This is a genomic window from Acetanaerobacterium elongatum (assembly GCF_900103835.1).
GTDB lineage: Bacteria > Bacillota > Clostridia > Oscillospirales > Ruminococcaceae > Acetanaerobacterium > Acetanaerobacterium elongatum.
Genome location: NZ_FNID01000008.1, coordinates 16,409 through 31,273, shown reverse-complemented (window position 1 = coordinate 31,273; position 14,865 = coordinate 16,409). Strand labels below are relative to the sequence as shown.

At 51.8% G+C, this 14,865-nt stretch carries 16 protein-coding genes; 2 read left to right on the top strand and 14 right to left on the bottom strand.

Annotation, left to right across the window (positions count from 1 at the left end; genetic code table 11):
* Window positions 1-322: 322 nt before the first annotated feature.
* The 13 genes from BLR50_RS03770 to BLR50_RS03715 all read right to left on the bottom strand — a co-directional run bounded on the left by BLR50_RS03770 (window position 323) and on the right by BLR50_RS03715 (window position 11,431).
* Window positions 323-526, bottom strand: coding sequence for a hypothetical protein (locus tag BLR50_RS03770; RefSeq protein ID WP_092638724.1), 204 nt, complete (start codon window positions 524-526; stop codon window positions 323-325).
* Window positions 527-651: 125 nt separating this feature from the next.
* Entirely contained in the window at window positions 652-1,389 is a 738-nt protein-coding gene (locus BLR50_RS03765; RefSeq protein WP_092638722.1) for a MerR family transcriptional regulator, read from the bottom strand.
* Between the two features lie 733 nt (window positions 1,390-2,122).
* The gene (gene alr, locus BLR50_RS03760; RefSeq protein WP_092638720.1) at window positions 2,123-3,310 is read right to left on the bottom strand and encodes an alanine racemase; all 1,188 of its coding nucleotides are present in this window, start codon (window positions 3,308-3,310) and stop codon (window positions 2,123-2,125) included.
* Between the two features lie 503 nt (window positions 3,311-3,813).
* Window positions 3,814-4,005, bottom strand: coding sequence for a hypothetical protein (locus tag BLR50_RS03755; protein WP_092638718.1), 192 nt, complete (start codon window positions 4,003-4,005; stop codon window positions 3,814-3,816).
* Window positions 4,006-4,119: 114 nt separating this feature from the next.
* A complete protein-coding gene (locus tag BLR50_RS03750) occupies window positions 4,120-4,989 on the bottom strand; it encodes an RnfABCDGE type electron transport complex subunit B (RefSeq protein ID WP_162840310.1) in 870 nt (289 codons plus the stop codon).
* Window positions 4,990-5,066: 77 nt separating this feature from the next.
* Entirely contained in the window at window positions 5,067-5,657 is a 591-nt protein-coding gene (locus BLR50_RS03745; protein ID WP_092638714.1) for an electron transport complex protein RnfA, read from the bottom strand.
* Window positions 5,658-5,660: 3 nt separating this feature from the next.
* A complete protein-coding gene (gene rsxE, locus BLR50_RS03740; protein WP_092638712.1) occupies window positions 5,661-6,356 on the bottom strand; it encodes an electron transport complex subunit RsxE in 696 nt (231 codons plus the stop codon).
* Window position 6,357: 1 nt separating this feature from the next.
* Complete coding sequence (locus BLR50_RS03735; protein ID WP_162840309.1) at window positions 6,358-6,936, bottom strand: RnfABCDGE type electron transport complex subunit G; 579 nt, start codon at window positions 6,934-6,936, stop codon at window positions 6,358-6,360.
* Entirely contained in the window at window positions 6,933-7,070 is a 138-nt protein-coding gene (locus BLR50_RS14405; RefSeq protein WP_162840308.1) for a hypothetical protein, read from the bottom strand. Before BLR50_RS14405 ends, BLR50_RS03735 begins: the two co-directional genes overlap by 4 nt.
* Window positions 7,067-7,996: an RnfABCDGE type electron transport complex subunit D gene (locus tag BLR50_RS03730; RefSeq protein ID WP_092638708.1), complete on the bottom strand. Its 930-nt coding sequence runs from the start codon at window positions 7,994-7,996 to the stop codon at window positions 7,067-7,069. Before BLR50_RS03730 ends, BLR50_RS14405 begins: the two co-directional genes overlap by 4 nt.
* On the bottom strand, window positions 7,986-9,452 hold the full coding sequence (gene rsxC, locus BLR50_RS03725) for an electron transport complex subunit RsxC (RefSeq protein WP_092638706.1): 1,467 nt from the start codon (window positions 9,450-9,452) through the stop codon (window positions 7,986-7,988). The genes BLR50_RS03730 and rsxC overlap by 11 nt, the downstream gene beginning before the upstream one ends.
* Before the next feature lie 109 nt (window positions 9,453-9,561).
* Complete coding sequence (locus BLR50_RS03720; protein ID WP_242871687.1) at window positions 9,562-9,999, bottom strand: NusG domain II-containing protein; 438 nt, start codon at window positions 9,997-9,999, stop codon at window positions 9,562-9,564.
* Window positions 10,000-10,438: 439 nt separating this feature from the next.
* Complete coding sequence (locus BLR50_RS03715) at window positions 10,439-11,431, bottom strand: hypothetical protein (protein ID WP_092638703.1); 993 nt, start codon at window positions 11,429-11,431, stop codon at window positions 10,439-10,441.
* Window positions 11,432-11,668: 237 nt separating this feature from the next.
* Between BLR50_RS03715 and BLR50_RS03710 the strand changes: the two genes are divergently transcribed.
* Together BLR50_RS03710 and BLR50_RS03705 are read left to right on the top strand one after the other, a co-directional pair.
* On the top strand, window positions 11,669-12,460 hold the full coding sequence (locus BLR50_RS03710) for a hypothetical protein (protein ID WP_092638701.1): 792 nt from the start codon (window positions 11,669-11,671) through the stop codon (window positions 12,458-12,460).
* A 28-nt stretch (window positions 12,461-12,488) separates the two neighbouring features.
* Entirely contained in the window at window positions 12,489-13,304 is an 816-nt protein-coding gene (locus BLR50_RS03705; protein ID WP_143008036.1) for a hypothetical protein, read from the top strand.
* Window positions 13,305-13,392: 88 nt separating this feature from the next.
* On the opposite strand, the gene BLR50_RS03700 is transcribed toward BLR50_RS03705, so the two are convergent.
* Entirely contained in the window at window positions 13,393-14,772 is a 1,380-nt protein-coding gene (locus tag BLR50_RS03700; RefSeq protein ID WP_092638697.1) for a glycine--tRNA ligase, read from the bottom strand.
* Window positions 14,773-14,865 lie beyond the last annotated feature (93 nt).

Genomic DNA, 14,865 nt, shown 5'->3' with positions numbered 1-14,865 from the left:
ACAATCAACCACCCGCATACCAGAACAGGTTAAGTGGTCGGCTGCCTGTATAAGAAAAAAGGGGGCTAACGCGGCGGGGGCGAAGCCCCCGCCGCATCATTGCCCCTCCCGTTGTGGTGCGCTAAAAACTCTCGCCCCACCCAACAAACGGGAGGGGGTAGGGGTGGGTGCGTTTATCTGTGTAGGGAACGGTCTTGACCGTTCCGTGGTATTATCTGCGGTTATGCTGGAATCGCGGGCGCTTACTAAGCGCCCCTACATTCCCGTCGTGGATTTGGTTGTAGACCACGGGGCGTCGGGGACGCCACCCCCTACAAAAAAATCAGCGAGCATCGCAAAAATCAGATACAAAAAAAGCTTCAAATCGGAGGTCCTCTCCTTTTTGAAGCTTTTTGCGGTTATACGCCTTCGGGTTTTCTGGCCTGCGCGTTACCGGGTTCAGTGCGCCCCAGCTACCGCGCCGCGCCTTGTTGAGCTTTTCGCGCTCCTTTTTGGAGAGCTTCTCAAACGGTACAAACTTTTGCATCTCGCTCATCCTTTTTCAAAAAAATATGGGGCTGCTGCAATTTCTGTCACAGCCCCATGATTATAGCATGGCGTTTGATAAAAAGCAAGCGGGATATTACTGTTTGTAATCGCAGAAGGGCGTTGTTATTCGGCGCAGTATACCCTGATAGCCTCGCTCATCAGCTTAGCCGTACCCGCGCCGTATTTATCCATGTTCTTGGTAAAGCGCTCGTCGGCGGTGTACATCTCACCAAGGCCCGCCAAAATCTCCTTGGTACAGCTGTAATAGTACTTAGTGATATGGTTCTGCCAGTCACCCACCAGCTTTTGCACGGCAGGGGAGGCAGAGTCTTCTCCAAGGTGCTGCGAAAACGCCTTGAAGATGGCATCGCCTTCGGCGGTAATGCGCGCCCAGTCCTCCTTATTGTAGTTGCCGGTACGCTTTGTACTTTCTGTATAGGCGTCGGTGCTGCCCCAGCGCTCCTTTACCTCCTCGGCATACTGCTTTTGCGCGTTCTCAATCTCGGTCGTATCAAATTCTTTAAAGCTCATAGTCTTCTCTCCTTTTAAGCTGTCGTCCACAAGGCCGATCAGTGCATCCAGCCGCTTGCGTTTCAGCATCAGCAGGCTGCGGTGCTTTTCCAGCGCCTCGCGGCGGTTAAAGGAGGGGTTTTCTAAAATACGCTTAATATCGCAGAGCGGAAAGTCAAGCTCTCTGAAAAACAGAATCTGCTGCAGCCGCTCAAGCGCCTGCTCGTCATACAGCCGGTAGCCAGAATCGGTGAGCGCGCTGGGGCGCAGCAGGCCGATTTCGTCGTAGTAATGCAGTGTGCGCACACTCACATTTGCAACCCTTGCCACCTCGTTTACGGTTTTGTTCATAGCCACTTTCCTCTCGTGTTTAGTGTAAGCGTAAGGTTTTACAATACGTTTACCTCTCCTTTGATTATACTATAAACTATAACGCAACGTAAGAGTCAAGAAGCGTTTTAAAAATTTATACTTAAGAGCAACCCTGTTTTCAGAACTAATAGGAATTAGAGCATTACGAAGCCTACTCCCAACCCCCTCCCGCATCTTGGGCGCAAATTATCCAACAATTCTTCATGCGGGAGGCGGATAATTGTTCGGGGGCAGGCGCCCCCGAACGGTTCCCCCATATTCGCCGCCCTGCGGCGGGAATGTAGGGGGCGACGTCCTCGACACCCCGCATTTTATCATCAATTCTGTGGTAGAGGCGTAGGGGCAATAAGCGAATTTCGCACGCAAAAATCGCCTCAGCAATCGCCCGCGGATTCTTATCAGGCTCACGATGGGGATGTAGGGGCGCGCATTGCGCGTCCGCGGCATTCCCATCACCGCGATTGAAATCTCATAGGGCCACCTATGTGTCTGCGCCAGTCATCCGCCAAATCAAACAAAAAAGAAACCGGCGGGCTGTGAGGGGATTCACAGCCCGCCGTACCCGCAGAGCGTTTCTCCGCAGGACGTATATGAGGAGGAGAGTAATTCTATACCAACAACTTGGTACATCATTACTATAAACTATATCTGTTACATACCTATTAACAAATCATTAATTTCAAACGTGCAAACCGTATTTTATACAGAGCATTCATAGCCTCTGCCGGATATAATCCACCACCGCAATCTCGTTGCCGTCCTCCAGGTAAACACGCGGCACACGCCTGCCCACAAGGCAGATCATCTCGTAGTTAAAGCTGCCCGTAAGCTCGGCAAGCTCCTCCACGGTTACGGTGTTCTGCCCGTCGCTGCCAAATACCGTAACCACGTCCCCGGGCTTTACGTCAATGCCGGTAACGTCCAGCACCACCTGGTCCATGCAAACGCGCCCCACCACCCTGGCAAGACTGCCGTTTACCACCATATTCGCGCGGCCCGAAAGGCTGCGGGTGTAGCCGTCGGCATAGCCGAGGCACACAGTGGCAAGGGTACGGGCTTTCGGTGTTGTATAGATGCGCCCGTAGCTGATGCTTCTGCTCTCGTCAACCTCCTTCACCAGCGAAACCACCGATTTCAGCTCCATCAGCGGCTTAAAGTGTATCCGGTCGGCAATCTCGGCGCTGGGGGTGTGCCCGTAAAGGATGATGCCCGGGCGTACCATATCCAGGTGCATCTCGGGGTAGCACACCAACCCCCCGCTGTTGCAGCAGTGGCGGTGGCGGAAGGTGATCCCGCGTGCTTTCAGCAGGTCGCATACCTTTATAAAACGGTCATACTGCAGGCGAGTATAGTCTTTAGAGCTCTGCGAAACCTCGTCGGCACAGGAAAAGTGGGTGAAGATACCCGTGGCGTTAAGCGAGGGCAGCAGCACTGCTGCCTCAACCGCGTCAGCGGCGGCAGGGATGTCGTCGTAGCACAGAAAGCCGATGCGCCCCATACCGGTATCCACCTTGATATGTACATCCACCACCACACCCTGCTCCTGCGCGGCTTGGCTTAACTGCCGCGCATATTCGGCGGAGTACACCGTCTGGGTAATATGCTGTGCCGCCAGCACCCTGGCAAGCGAATAGGGGGTATCGCCAAAGATCAGGATATCCTTGTCTATTCCCTTCTCCCGCAGCGAGAGCGCTTCCTCAATATTCGAAACGCCGAACCAGTTGATGCCGTTTGCCACAAGCCTTTTAGCCACCATCGCGTCGCCGTGGCCGTAAGCGTCGGCCTTTACCACACCCATAATCTCGCAGCCCGGCTTCACCATGCGCTGAATCTCGCGGATATTGTAATCCAGGTTATTCAAATTCACGGTCGCCCAGGTGCGCCGCAGATAATTGATCATGCTATCGCCTTCCTAACAGGGGATACCCTGAAAAGGGATTCCTCGAATTATATACTACTTACTATAGTTTTATACAGTATGCTTTGTCAAGAATTATAAACAACCCTGTGCCACTGTGGTTATATGTTTTAGGGCAGACACTCGGTCTGCCCCGTATAATCGTACATATTCTATAGGCAACGCCCACCTGAATACAGGGCGACACGCGAGATCTCGCACACACAATCGCCCACATGCCTACCGACGTCTGCGTCATTATGTAGGGGGCGGCGCCCCCTGCGCCCCGCGGTTCATTCTTAAATCCACAACGGGAATGCAGGGGCGCTTAGTAAGCGCCCGCGGTCTCCCCTCAAGGCTTAATCAATACCACAGACAAATAATGACCGCTCCTTTTGCCCTCCAAGGGAGATTGCAGGAAAGGCCATTGGCCTCCCGCAAAATCCATACGCCCGCCGTTCAAACCGCGGGCAAACAGCGTTCACCCCTGCGGCATTCCGCAATCCCTACCCCTTTTTCCGTCCGAACACCAGCAGATAGCCGCCCGCGGCGTTTACCAACACCGAAAGCAGCAGCGCCCACACCGCAAAAAAGGGCGGCGCAAGCATCAGCAGCACAATCCCCGCTGCCAGCAGTGCAACACCGGTAACCAGCAGGCGCTTGCCCCATTTTACCGAACGGGTTTCCTCCTTGCTCATACCGGGTGCCTCCTTTTTGGTGTTAATTACACACCATGGTATTAATATATGCAATGTACAAAACGGTTTTAACCGTTTTGCTTTTCTATTACGCTGCAATTTTTATAAAAGGTCTTATTCCTCACTGCTCGCCGCCGTTTCGGGCGGAGCCACCAGCTCGCTGCTGAGCATCACCTTGCCGGTTTGGCGCGAGATAAACGAGATCGTCTTTCTGGGGCACACGGCGATGCAAGCACCGCAGTTGGTGCACTTATCGGTATCAATAAACGCAAGGTTGTCGTTTACCTTAATGGCGTCGGAATCACATGCCTTTTCGCAGCGTCTGCAGGCAATACAGCTCTCCTCGCACACCTTCATGGCAACAGCGCCCTTGCTCTTGTTCGAGCAGGTTACAAACACCGAGTCGTCGTCGGGTATCAGGCTGATAAGCGCCTTGGGGCAGGTGTCGCGGCACACGCCGCAGCCCATGCAGATAGCGCGGTTTACCATCGCAACGCCGTTGATGATATCAATCGCGCCAAACTGGCAGCCGCGCACGCAGTCGCCCAGGCCGATGCAGCCGAACTGGCACTTTCCGCCGCCGCCGTACAGCATGTTCGCCGCCTTGCAGGTGTCAATGCCAAGGTATTCATACCGCTTGCCGGTTACGGTGTTCTTTCCGGTGCAGGCCACTATGGCCGCCATCTTCTGGCCCGCCGCCGCGTTGGTGCCTAAGATCCCGTTAATACCCTTCAGCGCCGAAGCCCCGCCGGGCACACACTGGTTGGGCTGCGCATTGCCCTCGCAAACCGCCTTGGCGTAGTCGTCGCAGCCCGCAAAGCCGCACGCGCCGCAGTTGGCGCCGGGCAGCACCTCACGGACAAGCTCGATGCGCTCGTCCTCCTTCACGCCGAAGAACTTGGAGGCAAACGCAAGCCCCAGCCCGCACACCAAACCGATTGCCGCTACGATAACGGTAGGCAGCAAAATCGTTGTTATATTCATAGCCAATCCATTCCTTCCATTGGTGCTAATGCTCATTTAAGGGTATCAGCACTGTATACTCTGGCTAAAGCAAACGTTTAGCGGAAGATGCCCTCGATTACGCCCGAGAAGCCCCCGAACGCCACCGATACCACCGAGGCCGCCGCCAGCGTAATGGGCAGGCCCCTAAACGCCTCGGGGATATTCGCCGCCTCAATGCGCGAGCGCACACCCGCGAACAGCACCATCGCCAGCATAAAGCCAAGCCCCGCGCCCAGCGAGTTTACCAGCGACTGTGCAAAGGTGTACTTGCTGTCGATGTTTAAAATCGTTACGCCCAGCACCGCGCAGTTGGTGGTAATCAGCGGCAGGTAGATACCCAGCGCCTTATAAAGCGACGGCACATACTTTTTCAGGATGATCTCCACCAGCTGAACCAGCGCCGCAATTACCAGAATAAACACAATGGTCTGCAAAAAGCCTAAGCTGTTGGGCACCAGCAGCCCCATATAGATGGGGTAGGTAACGGCGGTGGAAAGCACCATTACAAAGGTAACGGCCACGCTCATGCCAAACGCCGAATCCAGCTTCTTGGAAACCCCCAGAAACGGGCAGATGCCAAGGAACTTTTTCAGTACAAAGTTATCAACCAGTATCGCACTCAGAAGGATAATCAGCATCTCTTTCATGGCTTACTTTTCCTCCTTTACTTCAGAAGGGCACTCACCGGCTGCGCCGCACAGGGCGTGGGAGGGGCAGTTCTCGCAGGGGTTCTGCACCGGCTTTCTGCCAACCTTTTTCAAAATGGCGCCTACCGCTGCCATTACTACACCAAATACAAAGAAGCCGCCGGGCGCCTGCGCAAAGATTGCCATCGGCGTAACGCCTTTAGGGATAATCTGCAGCCCGAACCAGGTGCCTGCGCCAAGCAGCTCACGCACCGAGCCGATTAAGAACAACGCAAGGGTAAAGCCCAGGCCCATACCAATGCCGTCCATTACCGAAAGCCACGGGCTGTTCTTGCTGGCAAACGCCTCGGCGCGCGCCAGGATGATGCAGTTTACAACAATCAGCGGCAAAAAGATGCCCAGCGCGTTATTCAGGTCAGGCGCGTAGGCCTTCAGCAGCATGCTCACGATGGTTACAAAGCCCGCGATAACCATAACATATGCGGGGATGCGCACCTTTTTTGGTACGATACCCTTAATCAGCGAGATAACAAGGTTAGAGCCGATGAGCACCGCCATGGCGGCAATGCCCATGCCAACACCCGTGCTCACCGAGGTGGTGGTGGCAAGGGTGGGGCAGGTGCCCAGCACCAGCACCAGCGTGGGGTTCTCTTTTATAATACCGTTAAGTAATACGCCTAAGCTTTTGGATTGTTTCATATTACTTTGCCCCCTTTTGGATGGCCGTAAATACCGCGCCCGCGTTGTTCACGGCCTTGGTTACGGCCTTGGAGGTGATGGTTGCGCCTGTCATGGCCGAAATCTCGTTATCCTTGCCCGCGCCGCCCTTTACCACCGCCAGCTCGCCCGGGGTTTTGCCCTTGAACTGGTCGGCAAACGGCGAGATAAAGCCGTTAGAGCCAAGCCCCGCAGTCTCCTGCTGCTTCAGCGCTTTGTAGGATACAATGGCGCCGTCCTTGTTAATGCCCACCAGCAGGGTAAAGTTGCCGCCGTAGCCCTTTTCGGTTACGGTAATTACAGCGCCCGCGCCGTTATTTGCGGTGTAGGCGTCAAGGCAGCCGTATTTGGTGGCCCACTCGTCGGTAATCTGCACCTGTGTAAAGCTGTCGGCGTCGGCCAGCAGCTCCTTGCGCGCAAGGTCCGCGTTCTTTTTATCGTTCTGCTCAATCACCGGCAGGGTAAGGGCGTTAGTAAAGGCCAGCAGCGCCGTTACCACCAGCGCGATGCCCGTAAGCACCACGGCGGGAATGATGATTTCTTTTACAGTGTTCTTACTCATGCTTTTAACCATCTCCTTTTCGGCGTCTGCGCCGAAAAGGCACAAACACCCTCAAAAATTGCGATGCGGCTTTGCCGCAGGAGGAGCTTTGCTCCGACAGCAATTTTTAAATGGTTTGAAAATTCTATTTTCAAACCTTTACCCTCCCAAACGGTTTGGTTCGGGTGAGCTTATCGATATAGGGCACCAAAATGTTCATCAGCAGTATCGAGAACGAAACACCCTCGGGGTAAGAGCCGAACGCGCGTATTACCGCGGTAATCAGCCCAAGGCCCACACCAAAGATAATCTTGCCCTTTTCGGTGAAGGGGGAGGTGGTGTAGTCGGTAGCCATAAAGAACGCACCGATCATCAGGCCGCCCGAAAGGATCTCCGCCACCGGGTCGGCGCCGAACAGCCAGCTGAACACAAACATCGTAGCGATGTAGGTAAACGGAATGGTGGGGGTGATAATTCCCCTAAAAATCAAAAACAGCCCGCCGATAAGCAGTGCCAGCACGCTCACCTCGCCTAAGCACCCGCCCTTGTTGCCTAAAAACAGGTCAAGGTAGCTGGTTTGCGCCATTACGCTTGCGCTCGCCAAAGGGGTTGCGCCGGTGTTCGCCTCGCCGTAGAGCCACTGCAGGGGCTTTGCCCAGGTGGTCATCGCGGTGGAAAACGAAATCAGCAGCACAATACGCGCAAGAATCGCGGGGTTTGCAAAGTTCTGCCCCAGCCCGCCAAACAGCATCTTGGCAATCACAATCGCTACAAACGCGCCCACTACCGCCATCCACAGCGGCAGGGTAACGGGCAGGTTCATGGCAAGCAGGGTTCCGGTTACAAGCGCGCTCAGGTCAGCAACCGTATTGGGGCGCTTGGTCACCATGTTAAACAGTGTCTCAAACAGCACACAGGAGATATTGGTTACCGCAATCAGCAAAAGCGAGCGCCACCCAAACAGAATCACCGAGGCGATTGCCGCCGGAACAAGTGCAATCAGCACATTGAGCATTACCTTCTGGGTGGTCATGGGGCTTTTGATATGCGGAGAAACGGTTACAAGAAGCTTACTTTCCATTGTCGGTACCTTCCTTTACAGCTTCTTCTTTTACTGCGGCCTTCTTTGGGCCATCGGCCTTTTTCTCTGTCTTTGCAGCCTTTTCAGGCTCAGCTGCCGCTTTTTGATCAGCCTTTTCGGCGGGCTTCTGGGCGGATTTCTTCTTGGCGTCCTCCAGAATCAGCGCCTTGCCAAGCTTGATGGACTGCACCAGCTTGCGCTTGGCGGGGCAGACATAGGAGCAGGAGCCGCATTCGATGCACAGGTTGGTTTTCAGCTCCTTAAGCGTCTGCACATCCCTTGCCTCATATGCCTTCTCAATGCCCACCGGCATCAGGCTCATGGGGCACACAAACACACACCGCGCGCAGCGGATGCAGTTGGTCATGGGGGCCTCGCGGCATTCCTTCTCGGTAAACGCCAGTATGGCGTTGGTGCTCTTCTTGGTGGGGTAGCTGTCGTCGGGCAGGGCCAGGCCCATCATCGGGCCGCCCATAAGCAGCTTCTTGGGTGCTTCCTTATAGCCGCCGCAGAAGTCGATGATGTCCTTTACCGAGGTGCCGATGGGGGCTATCAGGTTCTTCGGCTCGTTCACCGCTCCGCCGTCTACGGTAAGGCGGCGCTTGATGAGCGGAACCCCGGTGCGTATGTAGCTGTTCAAAAACGCTACCGAGGAAACGTTCATCACGATGCAGCCCACCGAGGAGGGGAGCTTGCCCTCTTCCACCACGCGGCCGGTGGTTTCATAGATAAGGGTTTTTTCCGCGCCCTGCGGGTAGCGGGAGCGCAGTGCAGCCACCGAAACGCCCGCCTTGTCAGCACACAGCTTGGTATAAAGCTCAATGGCCTTTGGCTTGTTATCCTCAATGCCGATAAATACATTCTGAATGCCCAGCTTTTCCTTCACCAGCAGGATGCCGCCCATTACGTCGTCGGTATCCTCCATCAGCGTGCGGTAGTCGGCGGTGATATACGGCTCACACTCCGCCGCGTTGATAATCAAAAACTCAATCTCGCTGAGATTGGAGGGGTTAAGCTTTACATGTGCCGGAAAGCCCGCTCCGCCAAGGCCGGTAAGACCAGAGGCCTTTACCGCGGCAATAAAGTCGGGCAATGTGTCAATCTTGGGGGGCGCAATCCCGTCGGCGAGGGTTTCCTCCCCCTCCGCGGCAATCACTACGGCCTCAACCGTAGAGCCGTTATCCGCCACCACCTCGGTAATCGCCTTCACCTTGCCGGTGATGCTGGAGTAGATGGGTGCGGAGATCAGCTTATCGCTCTGCCCGATCAGCTGCCCGGTTTTCACCATGTCGCCAACCTTAACCACCGGCTTGCAGGGCACGCCGATATGCTGGCTCATCAGGATGGTAACCGACTGCGGCGCCGGCATTGCAACCGTTTCAAGCTCTGCCGTATGCTTGCGGTGGGGAAGCCTTGCCCCGCCGTGTGAACGTTTGCCGAAGCTTGTAGCATTCATACTTATATATCATCCTTTCCGGCGTCTGTACTAAAAGCGCAAAACGCCATACACCTATACACCATCTATAATAAAGGGATAACCCCAAACAAACCCCTAATACCGGGCCTTAGCCCGCCACGGCGTCTACACCCGCTCCGGTTTTTGAAACGATCTTCACCGCCACCCCCGCCGGTAGGCAGGCCGCATATTCTCCCGGGTTTTTCAGCGTGCCGGTTTTCACGCACAGCTTATCGGGGCACTCAGATTCAATAAACCGTATCGCGCCGGGCGAAACCTCCAGCTTCACCCTCAGCCGCGCGTCAATCTCAACAATCTCGGTTTGGGTAACGCGGGAAAGGTCTATTTCCCGGGTAAGGGTGTTGCCCACATACACCTGCGCGATGCCCCCGCCGCTTGGCACGGCAAAAAGCTTAAAGCAGGCGATGCCCCCCGCAACAAGCAGCAGCACCAGGATCACAACAAGGTCGCGCTTTGCAAAAAAGCGGCGCTGCGTCTGTTCCACGGGCAGTCCCTCCTTTGCTTTGGTGAAACCTGTCTTTGGCAATACCGCGGCATTCCCTAAAAGCTCCCGAAAACCCTGCATATGCCTTTTCATGCCAAATTACATTGTACTATTATTGCATACAAAATTCAAATAGAATTTCATGCACAAAACGCTAGAAAATAGTGCTCTGTGTTAAAAGAGTAACAAGAAAAAAGAGAACGGAAACCCGTTCTCTTTGGCTGACATTATATGGTTGTTACAACTCGTGTTACGACTGTTCACGGAATGATTTCACCGGCTTTATAAAAATGGTTTACTGTTATACCATGCTATATTGTACTATAAACGCACAGGGAATTCAAATGTTATTTTATGATAATTTGCTGTTTGAAAACGGCCGCTAAGGATTAGGGGGGGCAGCTGCAAAAGAATAACAAAAAGAGGGTAGGGAAGGCCGTCCTCCATCACTTGGATGTATTTACTCTTAATTAAGTTAAAGCTATACCGGTTTAATAAACTCCTGTTTTGAATCGGCAAATAGGGTGTACGACCCGTCCTCTGCACTGATACTCACATTCAGGTTCCCGCCGTCGGCATTGATGACCTCCAAAATTGCTTCCCCCGTATCGGTATCGGTTGTGGCAATCCCGATAATATAGCAGGGGTGTCCGTTCATCATGGCCGCACCGTGTAGAACAGGATGCACTCCTTTCAGATGTGCCGGAGAAGGCTCTAAATTCAGGGGGAAATACTGCCCTCCTGCATAGAACGACCCATCGCTGTCTTCAGCATAGGTATAAAACTGCGCAAAACGTTTTACCGCTATCTCTCCCGCTTCCTTCGGTGTAATTTCACCCAGCGGAGCAGCCGCCTTAATGTCATATTCTATTTCTTTTGGCACTATTGGCGTATGGGTAATAACCATACCCTGCCACTTATCATACCATTCTTTCGCGGGAACGTCGGATGCAAAAATATAATCCATTTCACGCTTTATTACCACAGACGATTCGCAAAACTCCCATTCTCCATCGTCATAGTAGCTGGCGACTTTGTATTTTTGTGTTCCATCAGCTATCAGAATGTAAACACTCGACCCAAATCCACCGCCGTCATGGCAGATATTCACCGTAGCTTTTTCTCCCTTGCGGTATTTTTCAATCCAATTTTCAAGCAGAGGCAGGTTTTGGGTTTGACCCCACCCGTTATAGGTCACATAGTTTCCTTTTCCCCACCCGCTTACAATCTGCTCCACCGTTTTCCCCGCATATTCTTTCGCCAGCTCTTCATTGATAGAAGGCTTGTCTACCAAGTCACCCGAAGCGCCGCTGCTGATTATTTCCGAAGAAATATCGGCACTGTCCCCCACAAAAACCGAAGTAACCGAAGCCTGCTCTTTTTGATTGCCGCTTGAGGCAGGGGAAGGGCTAACGGTACAGGAAGTCATTATTAATAACAAAAACAGGGGAAGCAGCCTGAACAACCGTTTCATATGTTCTCCTCGCAATATAAAATCTTGATACTCGCCCAGTTTATGTAATTATATGCTAAGTCTTTATTAATATCAAGAAGTATAACCGTAGCAAAAAATATAGGGCAGGAAGTATGCCCTTTGCTATATAACTATTTTGAGAAATAGTGTTTACAGAAAACCTATAATATGGTATAAGTACTTTATTGTGTAATTCCTTCGGGTTAAGCAGCAGTTTTATATTAGGGGATGTTTTTTATGAAACGTTTATCTGCTCTTTTCATATCTATATTTTTACTCTGCTCCTGCCAGAGCAGTATCAATAATTCATCAGAACCGGCTTCAACGGCGGCAGAATCCACCGTAAGCGTAATCGAAATTGAATCTGAACCTATGGCGGAATCTGTGCCGCAATCATCTGCGGCTTCCGAGGTAAAGACGAAACCGTTGAGTTACAAGGAATACTTTTCGCAGGAAAGGGAGTTTAAAACTGAATCCGAGCCGAAAAAATATAAAGACTATCTGTATTTTATAAATAAAAACGATGTGTCGGTTTTATATCAAAGGGAGCTTGGTAGTGACTATTTGTGCAGAAAGAATATGCGTTCCGGTGCAGTAGAAGTTATTTTAGAAGAGCCGGTAGATAGTATTGCCGTCTCTGATAGTAAACTTCTGTGCATTGTTAATAGTAAGCAAATTATTCAAATTGATCTCGAAGGAAAAAACAGAAAAGTTATCTATGAAGCTGCTGAATCCATTTCAAGCCTGCGAGCCAATGCTGAGCTGATCTTTTTCCTTAGGAATAAGACTGTTTGCCGTATGTATCGTCCCACACAGACGATAGACGAAATATATCATAATAACGATCTTGCCGATTATGAACCGCTTTCTAACGTAGCAATAAAATGGGAGAAGGATAACCCTGACTGGCTGAAATATTACGACAAAACTCACGATAGCGATAATGCTCCCAATATCCCCAGAAAAGTTTCTTCTATTTATAATTCGCTTACAAAAGAAGAGAAGATTATTCCGCCTGCCTATTGGTGAATTCATGGAGAAGAAGAGAATGCTTTTTATGAAACGTTTATCCGCTCTTATCCTTATATCCGTAATCCTTCTCTGCTCCTGTCAAAGCAATATCAATACGAATACTTCATCAGAATCAGCCACAACGGCGGCAGAATCTACCGTAAGCGTAATCGAAATCGAATCTGAGCCTGTGGCGGGATCTGTACCGCAATCATCTGCGGCTTCCGAAATGGTGCCTGAACCCCTCAGCTATCAAGAATATTTCTCAAAGACTAGGAAGTTTAAATCAGAAACGCAATCAAAGGAATACGATAAATACGCCTATTATATCAACAGCGAAGCATATATTCATCATAAAGACATTAGAGAAAACTATCTCTGCCGACAGGAAATAGATTCAGGAAAGTATGAAGCGGTAATATCGGATGAAGTCTCCAGCTTTTGCTTTTATAAAAACGGAACAATCCTATGTGTAGTTAATAAAGCGCAGATCATTCAATATGATATGGAAGGTAATAAGCTCGGCTTAGTATTCGAAGCCAAAGAACCAATATCCAATTTAATAAGTTCATCCGAACTCATATTTTACTTTGCGAATAAAACTATTTACCGTTTATATATTCCAACCCAAACCTTGGATGTAATTTATCACAATGATGATATAGTCGCCTACAAACCAATTTCAAATATAGAAATACAGTTTGAAAAAGATAATCCAGAGTGGATTAACTATTACAATGAAACAAACGATGTTGAAGGCGCCATGAATATGCCAAGAACTTTCATTTATTATTATAATGCGATGACTGGTGAGCAACATATTATTCCAACAGCATATGGGGATTTTCAGCAGAACCCGTAATGTTGGGGTGAGAAATCAATCATTAAGCGCAAAAAGAGGGCGGTTTTCCGCCCTCTTTCTCTCTATAAATATAGTATAAGCAATAAAATCAGAAAACCAGCCGCTCGCTGATATACTCCACCAGCTTATCAATCGCCACGCGCTCCTGCGCCATGGTGTCGCGGTCGCGCACGGTTACGCAGTGGTCGGTTTCGCTCTCAAAGTCGTAGGTGATGCAGAACGGCGTGCCGATCTCATCCTGCCTGCGGTAACGCTTGCCGATGGAACCCGCGTCGTCGTAGTCGGTCATAAAGTTCTTGGCAAGCAGCTCGCGCACCTGCTCGGCGGCATCGTTTAATTTCTTGGAAAGCGGCAGCACGCACGCCTTGATGGGGGCGAGTGCCGGATGCAGCCTTAGCACCACGCGGGTATCCTTCTCGTCCAGCTGCTCCTCGTCGTAGGCATCGCACAAAAAGGCGAGCACCACGCGGTCGGCGCCCAGAGACGGCTCTATTACATAGGGGATATACTTCTCGTTGGTTTCGGGGTCGAAGTATTCAAGGCTCTTGCCGGAATGCTCCTGATGCTGCTTGAGGTCGTAGTCGGTGCGGTCGGCAATGCCCCACAGCTCGCCCCAGCCGAACGGGAAGAGGAACTCAAAGTCGGTGGTCGCCTTGGAGTAGAACGACAGCTCCTCCGGCTTGTGGTCGCGCAGGCGCAGGTTCTCCTCTTTAAGCCCAAGGTTTAAGAGCCAGTTCTTGCAGTAGTCCTTCCAGTAGCTGAACCACTCAAGGTCGGTGCCGGGCTTGCAGAAAAACTCCAGCTCCATCTGCTCAAACTCGCGAATACGGAAGATGAAGTTGCCGGGGGTGATCTCGTTTCTAAAGCTCTTGCCCACCTGCGCCACGCCGAAGGGAACCTTGCGGCGGGTGGTGCGCTGGATGTTGGCGAAGTTTACGAAGATGCCCTGCGCCGTTTCGGGGCGGAGGTAGATCTCGTTCTTGCTGTCCTCGGTAATGCCCTGAAAGGTTTTGAACATCAGGTTAAACTTGCGGATGTCGGTAAAGTTCTTGCCGCCGCAGTTGGGGCAAGCGATACCATGCTCGGCAATAAAGTGCTGCAGCTGCTCGTTATCCCAGCCGTCGGCGCTCTCGCCGGTAAAGTCCTCCACCAGCTTGTCGGCGCGGTGACGGGTTTTGCAGTCGCGGCAGTCCATCAAGGGGTCGGAAAAGCCGCCCACATGGCCGGAGGCCACCCACGTTTCGGGGTTCATTAAAATGGCGCTGTCGAGGCCCACGTTGTACTTCGATTCCTGCACAAACTTCCTCATCCACGCGCGCTTTACGTTGTTTTTAAACTCCACGCCAAGCGGGCCGTAGTCCCAAGAGTTTGCAAGGCCGCCGTAAATCTCGCTGCCCGCATATACAAAGCCCCTGTTTTTGCACAGGGCCACAATCTTTTCCATCGTCTTCTGCTCGTTCGAAAGCATACCGCAACCACCATTCCGTTTCATTACCATAAATTTTTGGAAGATTCACATAGTTAATTTTATGACAGCGGGGGGTGGATGTCAAGAAGATTC